Genomic DNA, 14,462 nt, shown 5'->3' on the forward strand with positions numbered 1-14,462 from the left:
CGCGGTTAAGTAGCCTCGCTTCCGACCGCTTCCAACCGATCGGGATCCTTCGTATTATGCATTCAAACGAGGGCTGAGGTCGGCATATGGCGTCCCTTACCGGCCCCTAGGAGGAGACGAGACATGTCCGATTTGCGGTTGCGCCGCAGCGTCCTGTACATGCCGGGATCGAACCAGCGCGCCCTCGAGAAGGCGAAGACGCTGCCCGCCGACTCGCTGATCCTCGATCTCGAGGATGCCGTTGCGAACGAGGAGAAGGAGCGGGCGCGCGAGCAGGTCTGCGCCGCGGTGAAGGGCGGCGGCTACGGGCATCGCGAACTCGTGATCCGGGTGAACGCACCGCAGACCCCCTGGGGCGACGGCGACCTGCGGGCGGCGATCCAGGCCAAGCCCGACGCGATCCTGATGCCGAAGGTGTCGTCCCCGGCGGTGCTGGAGAGCGTGGCCGACGCACTGGAGGCGCTCGACGCACCGGATTCCATCGCCGTCTGGGCGATGATCGAGACCCCGGCGGCGATCCTCAACATCCACGAGATCGCCAAGGCCCGCCGCGACCGCCGCAACCGGCTCACCGGCTTCGTGCTCGGCACCAACGATCTGGCGAAGGACACCTGGGCGCAGCTCGTACGCGGACGGGTGCCGATGCTGCCCTGGATGATGCTGACCCTGGCCGCCGCCCGTGCCGAGGGCCTCATCATCCTCGACGGCGTGTGGAACGACATCGCCGACCCGGAAGGCTGCCGCGAGGAGTGTCGTCAGGCGCGCGACCTCGGCTTCGACGGCAAGACGCTGATCCATCCGAACCAGATCGAGCCGGCCAACACCTCGTTCGCGCCGACGGAGGAGGAGGTGCGCCGCGCCCGCCTCGTGATCGAGGCCTTCAACCTGCCCGAGAACGAAAAGCGCGCAGCGATCAAGGTCGAGGGCCGCATGTACGAGCGCCAGCATATCGGCATGGCGCGGCGCGCCGTGGTCTGGTCCGAGACCATCGCCGCCCGCGACGCCGCGGCCTGAAACGCGAAACGGCCGCGCCCGGGGGGGGCGCGGCCGTGCCGTCATGAAAGGCGATGACGGCGGGAAGACTTACCAGCCGTAGCCGTAATCGTAGGCCGGGCCACCCCAGGAATAGCCGCCATAGGCGCGGCGCGGGGCGTAGTAGCCGCCGTCGTAGTAACCGACGCTGCGGTAGCCGTAGGCCGGACGGGCATAGCCGTAACCGTAGCCGGCGACCGGGCGGGCATAGCCGTAATCGTAGCCGTAGCCGCCACCGTAGCCATAACCACCGTAGCCGTAGGCGTTCGAGGCGGCCGCGCCGACGAGCGCGCCAGCCGCGAGGCCGCCGATGACACCGGCCGCCACCGCGCCGCCGCCACCCCGGCCGCGCCAGCGGGCCTCGGCATCGGTCGAGGACAGGGCGCCCACGCCGAGAACGGCCACGGCGGACAGAATCGCAAGCTTCTTCATCAAGTCTCTCCGAAGTCGGCAGATCGCCGATCCATTGGCACCCCAACGGGCACGCCCCGGATTCGGTTCACTTTCAATGTGGTGAAGCTCACGCTACGTCCTGTCGCATGAATGACAGTGCACGCACGCGTTCATCCAGTTGTCAGGATCGCTCCACAGCGCCTCGAGTCGGACTCAAGCCGGATTCAATCGGAACGCGTGCGGCGCTGAACTTGGCCGTATCGCGGCCGCGGGCTCAGCGCCGACCGCCGACCTCGTCGAGATGCTCCAGTAGCATCGCCGGGTCGTCGTAGACCCTCACGGCGCCGGAGCGCTCCAGCTCCTCCGTACCGTACCCGCCCGAGAGCAGGCCGACCCCCAGCCCGCGGCAGCGGCGCGCCGCCAGCATGTCCCAGATCGAATCGCCGACGATTACCGCATGCTCAATCGGCGCATTCAGCCGCTCGGCGGCGGCGAGGAACAAGTCGGGATCGGGCTTGGCGTATTTCACGAGGTCGCGGGTCACCACCGGCACCTGTCCGGGATCGACGCCGAGCGCCACGAGGTTGTGGCCGGCGGTCTCCATCCGTCCGCTGGTGGCGATGGCCCAGGGGATGCGGTTCTCGGTCAGCGTCGTGAGCAGTTCCTTCGCACCGGGCAGCGGCACGACCCCCTTCGAGAGCCGGCCATAGGCCTCCGCATGCAGCCGCCGCAGCCGGTCAATCCGCTCCGGGTCGATATCGAGTCCGGTCTCGCGCAGGAGCTGGTTGGTGAACAGGCCGCCGCTCATCCCGATCTTGCGATGGATGCGCCAGACCGAGAGCGGGATCCCCTCGGCATCGAGCGCCTCCTTCCAGGCGAGCACGTGCTGGTAGACGCTGTCGACCAGCGTGCCGTCGAGGTCGAACAGGAAGACGGTTTCGATGCGCATGGCTTGGAACTCCAACGGACGGCGCCCGGAGAGACAACCGGTCCAAGCCCCGGTCGATGCACCCGGTCGATGCATAAGGGGACAGATCGGCATGAGCATTGACCGGGGGCGTCCGAGCGGGTTGTGGTCACGCCCGTCCCATCATGCTGTTCACCCACCTCGCCGACGATCTCTTTCGCCCGCTCGCCTCGCCGAGCCGCGCCTTCAATGCGGCCCTGCTGCTGCACCTGCATGCCCGCGTGTTCGGCGATGCCGCCGAGCCCCTGCGCAAGAGCGAGCTTCTGGCGGCCATCGGCGATTTCTCCGTCGGCTGGAGTCAAGCCGAGATCGCTGACGACGAGGCGACTCCGGTCGATCCGATCGAGCGGCGCTCGGCGGTGTTCCGGCGGCTGATCGAGGCCGGTTGGCTGGTGGAGCGGCGCGAGCGCTACGTGCCGGTTGTCGATTTCGATCCCGACGCGCGGTTGCTGATCGAGGAACTGGCCCGGATCGAGCGCGGCGAGACCCGCTCCTATGGCGGCGCGGTGCTCGAAGTGCTGAGCGCCCTGGAGAGCGCCATCGCCAGCCCCGCCGACCGTTCGGAGGCTCTGCGCAACGCGGCGAAAGCCTCGCGCACCTTCCTCGGCCATCTGCGCGGGCTGGCCGGCGCCATGCGCAAGCTCGAAGAGCGGATCCTGCGCGAGCCCGACCTCAGCGCGGCCTTCCGGCTCTATTTCGAGGAATTCGTCGAGCGCCACCTCGTCTCCGACTACCGGACGCTGCACACCCGCTTCAATCCGTTCCGCTTCCGCTCCGGCATCGTGCGCGAGGCGGGGCGCGCCTTGCGCGATCCGCTGACGCTCAGGGCGCTGGCGGACGGCAACCTGCGCGAGGGACGCGCGGCCGACATCACCGCGGCCGAGCGGATGGTGCGCACCGATCTCGTCGAGATCCTCTCGATTTTCGAGGGCCTCGATCCGCATCTCGACGCGGTGGCGGATGTGGTGGCACGGCTGGAGCGGCGCATCTCGGCGGCCTTGCGCTACCGCGACCCGCGCGATTCCGCCCGGATCGAGCGGGCCGCCGCAGCCTTGCGCGCCGTCGGCGCGGGCGAGGACGACGTGGTGGTGGACGACGTGGCCGGCCTGCCCCTGCCGCAGGTCTCGCTGCTGCGCCCGCCGATCGGCCCGCCGCAGCTCACCAATCCGCGCATGCCGCGCCGGATCATCGAGTACGAGCCGCTGCCCGAGATCGACGTCGATCCGGCGATCGAGGCGTTCATCGCGGCCAAGGACGAATTCCGCCGCCGCATCACGGTGACGCCGGAGCGGATCGTCGCCTATCTCGACGCCCGGCTGCAACAGGTGAAGGCTTTGCGCGGCTCCGAGATCCAGGTGGACGATGTCGATGCCTTCGTCGTGTTCCAGCGCCTACGTGAGATCGACGTGCTGTTCGACGGCGTGCTGCGTGAGCGCTACCGCGTCGCCCGGACCGAGGGCCGGGTCTCCAACGGCTGGCTCGACTGCCCGGATTTCGTGATCGAGCGCGTTCCGGCAGTCCCCACCCGACGCGGAGCCGGCAAAGCAGGCTGAACGGACAAGACATGCTCGAACCCTTCCGCGCCATCCTCGACGGTGAGGAGACGCCCCCGCCCGGCAGCTCGGCCCCGAGCGAGGAGGAACTGATCCGCGCGCTTCAGGTGATGCTGAAGAGCCAGTGCATCTACGCCGCCACCAGCGGCATCGGTCGCTCCTACGAGCTCGCCCGGCACTACGCGCCGTTCTTCCGCGACTACTTCGCCTGCCTCGGCTACCGCTTCGAGGTCGCCCACCGCGACCAGATGGTGTTCCTCGCCCTGCCGCCGGACGGCGTGCGCCACGATGCGCAGGGGGAGCGCCTGCGCAAGGACGAGACCCTGGTGCTGCTGGCGCTCCGCCTCGCCTACGAGGAGGGTCTGCGCGACCACCGCGTCTCCACCGACGGCACGGTGGAATGCACCACCGACAACATCGCCGACGCGATCCGCTCCGCCGCCCGCACCGAGCCGCCGGACGAGGCGCGCCTGATCGAGATCCTGCGCCTGTTCGCCCGCAAGGGGGCTCTGCGGCTGGGCGAGCGCGACCGGGCCGAGCGGGTGACGCCGCTGATGGTGATGCCGGGCATCACCGTGCTCTCGCCGGATGCCTGGATGGATCAGGTCCGCGCCTGGGCCTCCGCCGGGGAGGGGAGGGGGGCCTGAACCCGAACGGCGATGAGCCCGTCTCATGGCCGTTCGCCCACGCGAATGCGTGGCGGCGGCCGTCCGCCGGGCGCGTTGATCCCGACCGAAGGGCGGGATCAACGCACATCGATCGGAGGCGAAACCTCTTCCTGCGCCCAGGGCGCGGTCGAGAAGGCCCTCTCCAGGAAGGCGATCAGTGCCGAGACCCGCGCCGGGCGCGGCAGGCCCGGCGGCATCACGAGGTTGAGGGCGATCGGCGGCGGCTGCCAGTCCGGCATCACCCGTTCCAGGCGGCCTGATTTCAGGTCCTCCCAGATCGTGAAGTCCGGCTGCACCGCCAGCCCGAGCCCGGCGCGGAGCGCCGGCGCCAGGGCGTCGGCGTTGTTGGCCCGCAGGGGGCCTTCGGGAATGATCGCGACGGTTTCGCCGGCGGCGTTGGTGAAGGGCCAGCGGTCGGGCGTCGGCAGGTAGGCGTAGCCGAGGCAGGCACGGCTCTTCAGATCCTCAGGATGCTGCGGCGCCCCGTATCGTTCGAGATAGGCCGGCGTCGCCACGAGCGAGCGGCGCACCCCGCAGAGCCGCCGCACCCTGAGCGAGGAATCGGGCAGGGCGGCGATGCGCAGGCCGAGGTCGAACCCGCCGCCGACGAGATCGACCAGCGCGTCGGACAAGTGCAGGTCGACCGACACTTCCCGGTGCGCGGCCAGGAATTCCGGCAGCACCGGCGCGAGATGGGCGACCCCGAACGACATCGGCGCGGCGAGCCGCACCCGGCCCCGCGGCACGCCGTTAGCGTCGAGCGCCCTCGCCTCCGCCGCCTCGCCCGCGGCGAGCAGCCCCGCCGCATCCTCCCGCGCGAGGCGCCCGGCCTCCGTCAGGGCGAGGCGGCGGGAGGTGCGGTGGAACAGCCGCGCCCCGAGCCGGGTCTCCAGCCGCGCGACAGCCTTCGAGACGGTGGCCTTCGACAGCCCGAGTTCCTCCGCCGCGCGGGCGAAGGAGAGCGCGTCGGCCACCACCGCGAACACGGCCCAGGCTTCGAAATCAGGAAGCTTCGCCATCGATCAAATCCGGAAACGATACGTTTCAATCGTTTCCGTTTTCACAGGCGCAGGCAAGGGCCAGATTGGGCTCACACCGATCGCAGCCCGGGCCGGAACGGCTCCCCCGCGGCGATCCCTTCGATCAGGAGACCCGCACCATGAGCCCGCACGGCATCCACCACGTCACGGCCTTCGCCAGCGACAGCGCCCGCACCATCGACTTCTACACCCGCGTGCTCGGCCTGCGCTTGGTGAAGAAGACCGTCAACTTCGACGATCCGGGCACCTACCACCTGTATTTCGGTGACGAGGCGGGCGTGCCCGGCACGATCCTGACCTTCTTCCCCATCGCCCAGGCCGCGCCCGGCCGGGTCGGGATCGGTCAGGTCTCGGAGACCGCCTTCCGCGTGCCACGGGCCGCCATCGGCGCCTGGACGCATCGCTTCGTGTCGCTGAACGTCGCCCACGAGGCGCCGGTGAGCGTCTTCGGCGAGACGGTGCTGCGCTTCCGCGATCCCGACGGGATGCCGCTTGCGCTCGTCGGCGTCGAGGGGGCGGAGGCCGAGCCGGCCTGGAACGCCGAGGGCATCGCCCCGGAGACCGCGATCCGCGGCTTCCACGGCGTCACCCTGCTCCTGCGTGGGGCGGAGGCGACCGCGGCGATCCTCACCGACGTGCTCGGCTTCGCGGAAGCCGCCCGCGAGGGCAGCCAGATCCGGCTGACGAGCGGGGCGGCTCTGGGCGGGTTCGTGACGCTGCGGGCGGTCGGCGACTTCCTGCCCGGCCGGCAGGGGGCGGGCTCGGTCCACCACATCGCCTTCCGCGCCGCCGACGATGCGGTGCAGGCGGCGATGACGGAGCGGCTGAGCGCGGCCCACGGCATGAGCGTGACCGAGCAGCGCGACCGGCAGTATTTCCGCTCGGTCTATTTCCGGGAGCCGGGCGGCGTGCTGTTCGAGATCGCCACCGACGCGCCGGGCTTCGCCATCGACGAGCCGGCGGCGGAACTCGGGAAGGGGCTGAAACTGCCGCCCTTCCTCGAGCCGCATCGCGGGAGCATCGAGGCGGTGCTGCCGAAGGTCGCCTGACACGACCGCACGCTCGGTCTGGCCGCCCGGACATCCGTCCGGGCGGCCGCATCCCCCTTCACGGAGAACGGAGACAGCCATGACGAACGGCGTCACCTTCGATTTCGTCCACCGCTTCGAGCCCGGCACCGGCGGGAGCGCTCCGCCGCTCCTGCTGCTGCACGGCACCGGCGGCGACGAGACCGACCTGCTTCCCCTCGGCCGCGCCCTCTCCCCCGGCTCGGCGCTGCTCTCGCCCCGTGGTCCGGTTCTGGAGAACGGCATGCCGCGCTTCTTCCGCCGCCTCGCGGAGGGTGTGTTCGACGAGGCGGATGTGCGCCGCCGCGCCGGCGACCTCGCCGCGTTCGTGGGACAGGCGCGCGACGTCTACGGGCTCGCTGCGCCGATCGCCGTCGGCTTCTCGAACGGGGCCAACATCGCCGCCGCGACGCTGCTGCTGCACCCGGAGGTGCTGGCAGGCGCCGTGCTGCTGCGGGCGATGGTGCCGCTCGCCGAGACGCCGCTTTCGGAGAGCCCGCTTGCCGACCTCGCCGGGCGTCCGGTTCTGCTGCTCTCCGGCGCCCTCGATCCGATCGTGCCCGCCGACAACGCCGAGCGGCTCGCCGCGAGCCTGCGGCGGGCGGGCGCCTCGGTGACCCACACGGTCAACCCGGCCGGGCACGGCCTGTCGCAGGCCGACCTCGCCGCGGCCGGGGCATGGCTCGCCAAGAACGCCAGCGAGAATGCCGGCAAGAACACAGGCAAGAACGCCTGAGCGTGAGCGGGGCGGGGTTCGCCCCGCTCACGCCGCCCGATCCGGTGCCTGCGCCGGTCCGCGCAGGTCCAGCCGCCAGGTTTCTCCCTCGACCGGCGTGCCGAAGGTGGTGTGGGTCGCGGTCTCGATGCAGGTGAAGCCGTGGCGGGCATAGAGGCGCCGGGCGGCCGCCAGCGCCGTGTGGGTCCACAGGTCGAGCCGGGCATAGCCCGTCACGCGGGCGAAGCCGACGCAGGTCGCGACCAGTGCGTCGCCGATGCCGCGGCAACGGGCGAAGGGCTCGACATAGAGCAGACGCAGCCGCGCGACGCCGTCGCCCTCGTCGGTCAGGAGGACCGAGCCCGCCATCACGCCGTCGATCTCCGCCACCCAGCACTGCTCGCGCCCCGGCTTGAAGCCGCGCAGGAAATTGGTGGTCGACTCGCCCTCGACGATTTCGAGCCCGCGGCCCCAGCCGTGGCTCTCGGCGTAGAGCTTCGATTGGCGGGCGGCGATCAGGCCCATATCGCCGGTACGGAACGGCCGGATCGCGAAGCCCGGCATGCTCTCGGGGCGCAGCAGCAGGCGCACCCGTGCCAGCGCCTCCGCCAGATCCGCCTGCTGGACGGGATCGAGCCCGCCGACGAGATCCGCCACCGCCCCGCGCTGCCGCCCGTCGACGCTCGCGAAGGCGCTGCGTCCCGCCTCGGTCAGACGGATCACCCGGGCGCGCGCGTCGGCGCCGCGGGCGCGGATGATCCAGCCCCGCTTCTCGAAACGGGCGACGATCCGGCTGACATAGCCCGCATCCATGCCCAAGGCCGCCTGGATCGCACTGGCGGTGGCGGGTTCCTGCGAGGCGATCTCGTAGAGCAGGCGTGCCTCGGGCAGCGTCACATCGCAGCCGAGAAAGCGGTCGTCGAGCGCGCCGATCAGCCCGGTATAGAAGCGGTTGAAGCGACGGAGGGCGGCAATGGTGTTTTCCGCGGCGCAGTCCTGCATGCGCCGATCGTGACTGCTAAGGTTGACGGAGTCAATGAAGTCGCGCGACCCGCCTGGCATGCGCGGCGATTCGGGAGGAGCGGACGACGATGTCGTGCGAGAGGGGAGGCGAGCCGGATTGTCGTTGCCTGTCCATCGGATACGATGGTGAGCACGTGAAGACTTCGCCCGGCGGCGGCGGCGCGTCCTGCCTCGATCGGCCCAGCCTTAGGGTGACGGGTCCGTTAACGATGTCGTTCGATAACCGGGAACTTGCAGAGTCTGCCTAGTTTTACGCTCTATGTGCCTGTGCGTGCATTCCGATGAAGTGATAACCTGAGGACGTTTTTTACGATAAGGCTGTCAGGCAAGGGTCCGGCAGAATAGGATCATGATCCAGTGCTAGCGATTATATTTCTCATTATCGCCGGGATGCTGATCGGCTTGTTCTATCAGTGGGGAATGCTAGCCGTTGCGAGTTTCGTTGTTGTGATCGTGCGGGTCGCCTATCACTTCCACAGCGGGCAGTTCATCACCGTCGATCTGCTGATGATCGCAGCCTCTCTCTGTGCCTTGCAGGGCGGCTATGTTCTTGGAGGCTACGTCGCTTACAAAAGAGGCACCTGAACGGGTCTCAGACCCAGATTATGGTGCCTGCCAACCAAGATGCGGTGCCCCACAGCAACAGAGAAACGACAATAAACATGATCCCGTGACTCGGACGGGGACGGCGGGCGGGCATCGGGATAATCAATTGCGGAGCGATCGAGGGCGAAGTTGCGTCCTATGACACGGATCGGGTTGATTCTGTGTCAAATTCAATGGGCGATGGGCGTGTTGGACTACGCATGTTGCCGAAGGCGGACAGTAATCGGTCCGACCTCGTAAACCTGTCGTTGAAATCGGGCCGGGGCCGTTGCCGGGGCGTCAATCGTTGAACGACGACCGGCCGGTGCTGTTCTCGGATCGGCGCCGTCAGGTCAAATCACGCATCGGTGATTGCTGGTTCCCCGCCGGGCATGCCGGCATCGGGGTCGTGCTCTGCTGTCGTTCCTGCCGTAACTTGTGCCGGATGACGCGCCGGTGACGGCCGGGCGATCCCGCCCTTGCGTGTGCGGAGCGGAGCGTCCATTGCCCTGTCTCTCGTTCAACCGCGGGGACAAGCGGCCGGGCCGGTGTATCGCCTCACCGACATCGCGATCTCGAATTGGTACCTCATCCGGCGCGAGCAGATCCGGATTCGGGGCGCGGCGGCGCTCGTCGGTCCCACGGGGGCGGGCAAGTCCACGATCTTCGACGCGGTCGGCACCGTGCTCGCCGGCAACAACGCGAGTCGACTGGCGCTCAACGCCTCCGCCTCCGGCCGCAGCGCCCGCACCGTGCGCGACTACTGCCTCGGCTGGATCAGCGATCCGGCCGAGGGCGGGCGCCCGACGCGGGAGGCCTGCGAGACCCTCATCGCCCTCGTTTTCGAAAACCCGCAGAGCGGGCGCGTCGTCACGGTCGGGTTGGCGCTCGCCGCCCGCTCCGAGGAGCCGAAGGAAGAGACGCTCTCGCGCTTCGTCGCCATCGGCCACCGCTTCGAGATCGCCGATTACGTGCGCGAGACGGCGGAGGGCAGCTTCGTCGCCCCCTGGGCCGAGGTCGCCGCGGATCTGCGCCGCCGGGCCGACAGCTTCGAAGAGTTCCGCACCTCCGGCGAGCGCTTTACCGCCGCCGTGCTGGCCACCCTGCGCGAGGGCGCGGCGGTGCCCGATCCGCGCCAGTTCCTGCGCACCTTTTCCAACGCGGTGGCGTTCAAGCCGATTTTCGACACCAGCGCCTTCGTGCGCAGCTTCGTGCTGGAAGCCGAGCCGCTCGACGTGGCCCGCATCCGCCAGTCGATCGAAACCTGGCGGCGGCTCCTCGAGACCATCGAGGAACTGGAGAAGCGCCTCGCCCACCTCTCGCGCATCTGCGAGCGCTATGAATCCTGGGCGCGGGCCAGCCTCACTGCCGCGCTGGACGAGATGCGTGCCGGCAGCGCCGATCTGCGCCGCCGCATCCTCGACCACGCCGAGGCCCGCCGCCTGCTCGCCGAGACGTCGGAGCGCCTGCGCATCGCCCGCGAGAGCGTGGCGACGAGCCAGGGCTTCGTGCGCGAGATCGACACCGAGATCGCCGCCCGTAAGGCGCTGATCGTCGGCAGCGCGGCGGAGGCGCGGCTCGCCGCATCGCATGCCGGTCTTGCCATGGTCGCCCGCGACCGGCGCGACCTGACGAACCGCCTCGCCGCCCTCGTCGGCCTCGTGCAGGATGCCGGCCGGCTCAGCGCGATCAGCGGCCCCTTGCGCCGGATCGACCTTCAGGCGGCGCGCCTCGTCGAGGCCTGTGCCCGCTCAGGGCTCCGCCGCGAGGCGCCGCCGGAGGACATTTTGCGCGGCGACGGTCCGCTGAAGGGCTTGCTCGACGGGCTGGCGCAGATGCCGGACGTGTCCGGCGCCCTGGAAGAGGAAGCGGAAGACCTCGCCCTCAAGGCCCGCGAGCGCGAGAACGAGGTCCGCGGCCTCGACGCGCAGGTCAATGCCGGCCGCTCCTCGGCGGCGCGCCTGTCCTCGGACACCGAGGCGTTCCGCGAGGAGCTGGGACGGCTCGGGATCGAGGCGGCGCCGATCTGCGAACTCGCCGAGATCGTCGATCCGAAATGGGGCCCGGCGCTCGAAGGTCTTCTCGGCCGCGCCCGCGAGGCGCTGGTGGTCGAGCCCGACCGTCTCGATCGCGCCTTCGCCCTCCTCGAATCGCGAAAGAACCAGTTCTTCCGCTGCCTGCTGGTGAAGACCACCGACACCGCCCGCCGTTCGGCGCGCCGCTTCGACGACGGGCCGATGGGCCTGATCGAGACCGACAGCGACCACGCCGGAGCCTTCCTGGCTGCCCGGCTCGGCGGCTACGACCTCGCCCCGGACGATGCGGCGCTCCGGCACATGAGCCGCGCCGTGGCGCCGAGCGGGCGCTCGACCTCGGGCATGGCCTATTCGGTGGTGCGGCCCGTGCCGCTGATGATGACCCGCGGCCAGCGCGGGCCCACCGCCGAGACCCGCCGCCGCCTCGACGAGGCGCGCGAGGAGGCGCGGGTTCTGCGCGCGGAGGCGACCGTGATGCGCGAGGCCGCCCGCATCGCGAGCCTGCTGCGCAGCCGCCTCGCCGAGGCGCCGGTCGATCTCGATGCGCTCCGCGCCGAGGCCGACGCCATCGAGGGCCGCCGCCGCAGCCTCGCCACCGAGCAGGAGACGGTCGCCCGCGCCGATGCCGGCGTGATCGAGGCGGAACTCAAGGAGCTTCAGAAGGAGCGCTCCGCCTATCTCACCGAACTGGTGCAGGTGCTGGAGCCCAAGCGCGACGCCCTGCTCGCCGAAGAGGCGGGGCTGAAGGCGCGGGTCGCGCAAGGGAAGGAGGCGGCGCGCGCCGCGTTCGTCGCCTACCGCACGGCGCTCCGGCGCTGGACCACGGGCGACACGGTGCGCATCCGTCTCACCGGCACCGTCCCGGCCGACGTGCCGGGCACGATCGCGGGAATCGCCGGGGCACGGGCCGACCGGGCCGCGCTCGACACCAAGGCGCTGGCGTCTATGGCCTCGCAGGCCCGCGCCTCCGCCCGCGAAGCGGCCGACAGCGTGCGCAACCAGGGCCGCGCCGCCGAGCGCGACCTCGCCGAGTACTGCGCCGCGTGGCGGGTCGAGAACCCGCTGGGCTCGGGCGAGCAGCCGGCCTCCTTCGGCTATGCCTGGGCCGTGCGCGAGCGTGACGAGGTGGCCGGGCACGAGCTGCGCCGCTACCGCGACCAGTCGCTTCGGGCGGAGGCCGAGATGCGCCGCCTGATGACCGAGGATCTGCTGACCCGGCTCGCCGACAAGTTCGAGCGGATGCGGGCGCGCCTCGACGCCCTCAACGAGCGCCTCGCCTCGCAGACCTTCACCGGCCAGACCTACGCCTTCGAGGCCGAGGTGGACCGGCGCTACGCCGCCGTCCACGCGCTCGCCACCGAGGTCGCCCGCTCGCCCGACGCGGCGCAGGCGGTCCTGCCAAGTCTCGACCATTCGCCTGAGGCGGGGGCGGACAAGAGCCCGATCGCGGCGGCGCTGGCCGAGATCACGGCGCTGATCGAGGGCGAGGAGAGCGCGGCGCGGCTGGCTGATTACCGCAACTACTTCGTCTACGAGATCGGCATGCGCGACCGGGCGGGCAACCGCACCACCCTGTCGAGCCGGGCGCTGCGCGGGTCCGGCGGCGAGGCGCAGGCGCCGTTCTATGTGGCGATCGCCGCCTCGATGGCCTCCGCCTACTATCCCGGCGACCGCCCCGGCGACGAGACGCCGGGCCTCGGCCTCTGCCTCCTCGACGAGGCCTTCTCGAAGCTCGACGTGCGCAACAGCCAGTCGCTGGTCGACCTCTTCCGCGCCTGGGGGCTGCAGCTCCTGATCGCTGCGCCCGAGGACAAGCGCACGACGCTGACCGAGGTGATGGACACCGTCGTCACCGTCTACAAGAGCCCGGATCTCGGCTCCGTCCGAATCGAGGCGGAGCATCCCCTGGAGACGGCCAAGCGAGCGCTGGCCGAAATCAACCCGGAGCGGCGCGGAATCGAGGCGTTTCGCCTCTCGGATGCGGCCGAATAGCGGTTTCACGGCCGGCGATTAGCTTGGCCGCAGAAGAGAGGGCCGTTCACCGAACTTTATCCTCTCCGGGCATTGACGGAGCCGACCCTCCCGCGTAGAAGCGCGCCACTCCGGTGGATCGAGAGTCGCTTTCGGGTCGAAGCCAGGGGCTTCGGCGACCGTCGTCAGACCGATACCGGCACCACACCCTGACGTACTCGTCAGATCAGCGGGTAAGACCGCGCCGCTCAACGGCGTGATCCTCTGCCTCACCATCGCCAAAGGCCCTGATCGGCCTCTGGCGCTATTCGTTTTGCCGCAGGTTCGCCTGCGGACCGACCGCTCCGCAAGGGGCTTCGACAGGTTTCAGACGGTGGCCGCCCTGCGCGGCCGGATGAAGAGGGCACAGGATGCCGACGATCAACCAGCTGATCGCCCAGCCGCGCAAGGCGCAGAAGGCGCGCAACAAGGTGCCGGCGCTCAACGCCTGCCCGCAGAAGCGCGGCGTCTGCACGCGCGTCTACACCACGACCCCGAAGAAGCCGAACTCGGCGCTTCGTAAGGTCGCCAAGGTGCGCCTGACCAACGGCTTCGAGGTGATCGGCTACATCCCCGGCGAGGGCCACAACCTTCAGGAGCACTCCGTGGTCATGATCCGCGGCGGCCGCGTGAAGGACCTTCCGGGCGTGCGCTACCACATCCTGCGCGGCGTGCTCGACACGCAGGGCGTCAAGAACCGCAAGCAGCGCCGCTCGAAGTACGGCGCCAAGCGTCCGAAGTAAGAACAAGCGTCCGGAGGGTTTTCTTCGGGCGTCTATTTCCACCGCCTCACAAGGATGTCGCCGGCTCTTCGCTCAAGGCGGCCTGCGTGAGGTGCTTAAAGCCAGTTTTTCGAGAGTCTGAGCCATGTCCCGTCGTCACTCTGCCGAGAAGCGCGAGATCATCCCGGACGCCAAGTACGGCGACGTCGTCCTCACCAAGTTCATGAATTCCATCATGTACGAGGGCAAGAAGTCGACCGCCGAGCGGATCGTCTACGGCGCCTTCGACCTCGTCGAGAGCCGCGCCCGCGCCAACCCGATCGAGGTGTTCCGCGCCGCCCTCGACAACGTCGCCCCGGCGATCGAGGTCCGCTCCCGCCGCGTCGGCGGCGCGACCTACCAGGTCCCTGTCGAGGTGCGCACCGAGCGCCGCCAGGCTCTGGCCATCCGCTGGCTGATCCAGGCCGCCCGCGGCCGCAACGACCGGACCATGGTCGAGCGTCTCTCCGCCGAGCTGCTCGACGCCGCCAACAACCGCGGCAACGCCGTCAAGAAGCGCGAAGACACCCACCGGATGGCCGAGGCCAACCGCGCCTTCTCGCACTACCGCTGGTAATTCACCCGGTCCTGAGACCTCCGAGCGCGGCCAAG

General features: G+C 69.9%; 13 protein-coding genes. 9 read left to right on the forward strand and 4 right to left on the reverse strand.

What is annotated here, in order from left to right; translation table 11 throughout:
* Window positions 1-123: 123 nt before the first annotated feature.
* Window positions 124-1,014 carry an HpcH/HpaI aldolase/citrate lyase family protein gene (locus tag HNR51_RS02570; protein WP_012454012.1) on the forward strand — a complete coding sequence of 297 codons (891 nt, stop codon included), beginning with the start codon at window positions 124-126 and terminating at the stop codon, window positions 1,012-1,014.
* Between the two features lie 69 nt (window positions 1,015-1,083).
* On the opposite strand, the gene HNR51_RS02575 is transcribed toward HNR51_RS02570, so the two are convergent.
* Both HNR51_RS02575 and HNR51_RS02580 read right to left on the reverse strand, forming a co-directional pair.
* Window positions 1,084-1,464, reverse strand: coding sequence for a hypothetical protein (locus HNR51_RS02575; RefSeq protein WP_012454013.1), 381 nt, complete (start codon window positions 1,462-1,464; stop codon window positions 1,084-1,086).
* 235 nt (window positions 1,465-1,699) lie between these two features.
* Window positions 1,700-2,374, reverse strand: coding sequence for an HAD family hydrolase (locus tag HNR51_RS02580; RefSeq protein ID WP_012454014.1), 675 nt, complete (start codon window positions 2,372-2,374; stop codon window positions 1,700-1,702).
* A 143-nt stretch (window positions 2,375-2,517) separates the two neighbouring features.
* Here HNR51_RS02580 and HNR51_RS02585 point away from each other — a divergent pair, with 143 nt between their 5' ends.
* Window positions 2,518-3,945, forward strand: a complete 1,428-nt coding sequence (locus tag HNR51_RS02585) for a Wadjet anti-phage system protein JetA family protein (protein WP_182553887.1) — start codon at window positions 2,518-2,520, stop codon at window positions 3,943-3,945.
* A gap of 11 nt (window positions 3,946-3,956) precedes the next feature.
* Window positions 3,957-4,592, forward strand: coding sequence for a DUF4194 domain-containing protein (locus HNR51_RS02590; RefSeq protein WP_182553888.1), 636 nt, complete (start codon window positions 3,957-3,959; stop codon window positions 4,590-4,592).
* Between the two features lie 98 nt (window positions 4,593-4,690).
* Here the strand turns inward: HNR51_RS02590 and HNR51_RS02595 are convergent, their stop codons facing one another.
* Window positions 4,691-5,632, reverse strand: coding sequence for a LysR family transcriptional regulator (locus HNR51_RS02595; protein WP_012454017.1), 942 nt, complete (start codon window positions 5,630-5,632; stop codon window positions 4,691-4,693).
* A gap of 140 nt (window positions 5,633-5,772) precedes the next feature.
* Between HNR51_RS02595 and HNR51_RS02600 the strand changes: the two genes are divergently transcribed.
* Both HNR51_RS02600 and HNR51_RS02605 read left to right on the forward strand, forming a co-directional pair.
* Window positions 5,773-6,702: a ring-cleaving dioxygenase gene (locus tag HNR51_RS02600; RefSeq protein WP_182553889.1), complete on the forward strand. Its 930-nt coding sequence runs from the start codon at window positions 5,773-5,775 to the stop codon at window positions 6,700-6,702.
* 79 nt (window positions 6,703-6,781) lie between these two features.
* On the forward strand, window positions 6,782-7,456 hold the full coding sequence (locus tag HNR51_RS02605) for an alpha/beta hydrolase (RefSeq protein ID WP_182553890.1): 675 nt from the start codon (window positions 6,782-6,784) through the stop codon (window positions 7,454-7,456).
* A gap of 27 nt (window positions 7,457-7,483) precedes the next feature.
* Here the strand turns inward: HNR51_RS02605 and HNR51_RS02610 are convergent, their stop codons facing one another.
* Window positions 7,484-8,437 carry a bifunctional helix-turn-helix transcriptional regulator/GNAT family N-acetyltransferase gene (locus HNR51_RS02610; RefSeq protein ID WP_182553891.1) on the reverse strand — a complete coding sequence of 318 codons (954 nt, stop codon included), beginning with the start codon at window positions 8,435-8,437 and terminating at the stop codon, window positions 7,484-7,486.
* A 423-nt stretch (window positions 8,438-8,860) separates the two neighbouring features.
* Here HNR51_RS02610 and HNR51_RS02615 point away from each other — a divergent pair, with 423 nt between their 5' ends.
* The 4 genes from HNR51_RS02615 to rpsG all read left to right on the forward strand — a co-directional run bounded on the left by HNR51_RS02615 (window position 8,861) and on the right by rpsG (window position 14,427).
* Window positions 8,861-9,043, forward strand: coding sequence for a hypothetical protein (locus HNR51_RS02615; protein WP_301549687.1), 183 nt, complete (start codon window positions 8,861-8,863; stop codon window positions 9,041-9,043).
* A gap of 548 nt (window positions 9,044-9,591) precedes the next feature.
* Window positions 9,592-13,071 carry an SbcC/MukB-like Walker B domain-containing protein gene (locus tag HNR51_RS02620; protein ID WP_182553893.1) on the forward strand — a complete coding sequence of 1,160 codons (3,480 nt, stop codon included), beginning with the start codon at window positions 9,592-9,594 and terminating at the stop codon, window positions 13,069-13,071.
* 389 nt (window positions 13,072-13,460) lie between these two features.
* On the forward strand, window positions 13,461-13,832 hold the full coding sequence (gene rpsL / locus HNR51_RS02625) for a 30S ribosomal protein S12 (RefSeq protein ID WP_004447775.1): 372 nt from the start codon (window positions 13,461-13,463) through the stop codon (window positions 13,830-13,832).
* Window positions 13,833-13,956: 124 nt separating this feature from the next.
* On the forward strand, window positions 13,957-14,427 hold the full coding sequence (gene rpsG / locus HNR51_RS02630; RefSeq protein WP_012454023.1) for a 30S ribosomal protein S7: 471 nt from the start codon (window positions 13,957-13,959) through the stop codon (window positions 14,425-14,427).
* Window positions 14,428-14,462: the final 35 nt, after the last annotated feature.

It is taken from the genome of Methylorubrum thiocyanatum, from assembly GCA_014138645.1.
Lineage (GTDB): Bacteria > Pseudomonadota > Alphaproteobacteria > Rhizobiales > Beijerinckiaceae > Methylobacterium > Methylobacterium thiocyanatum.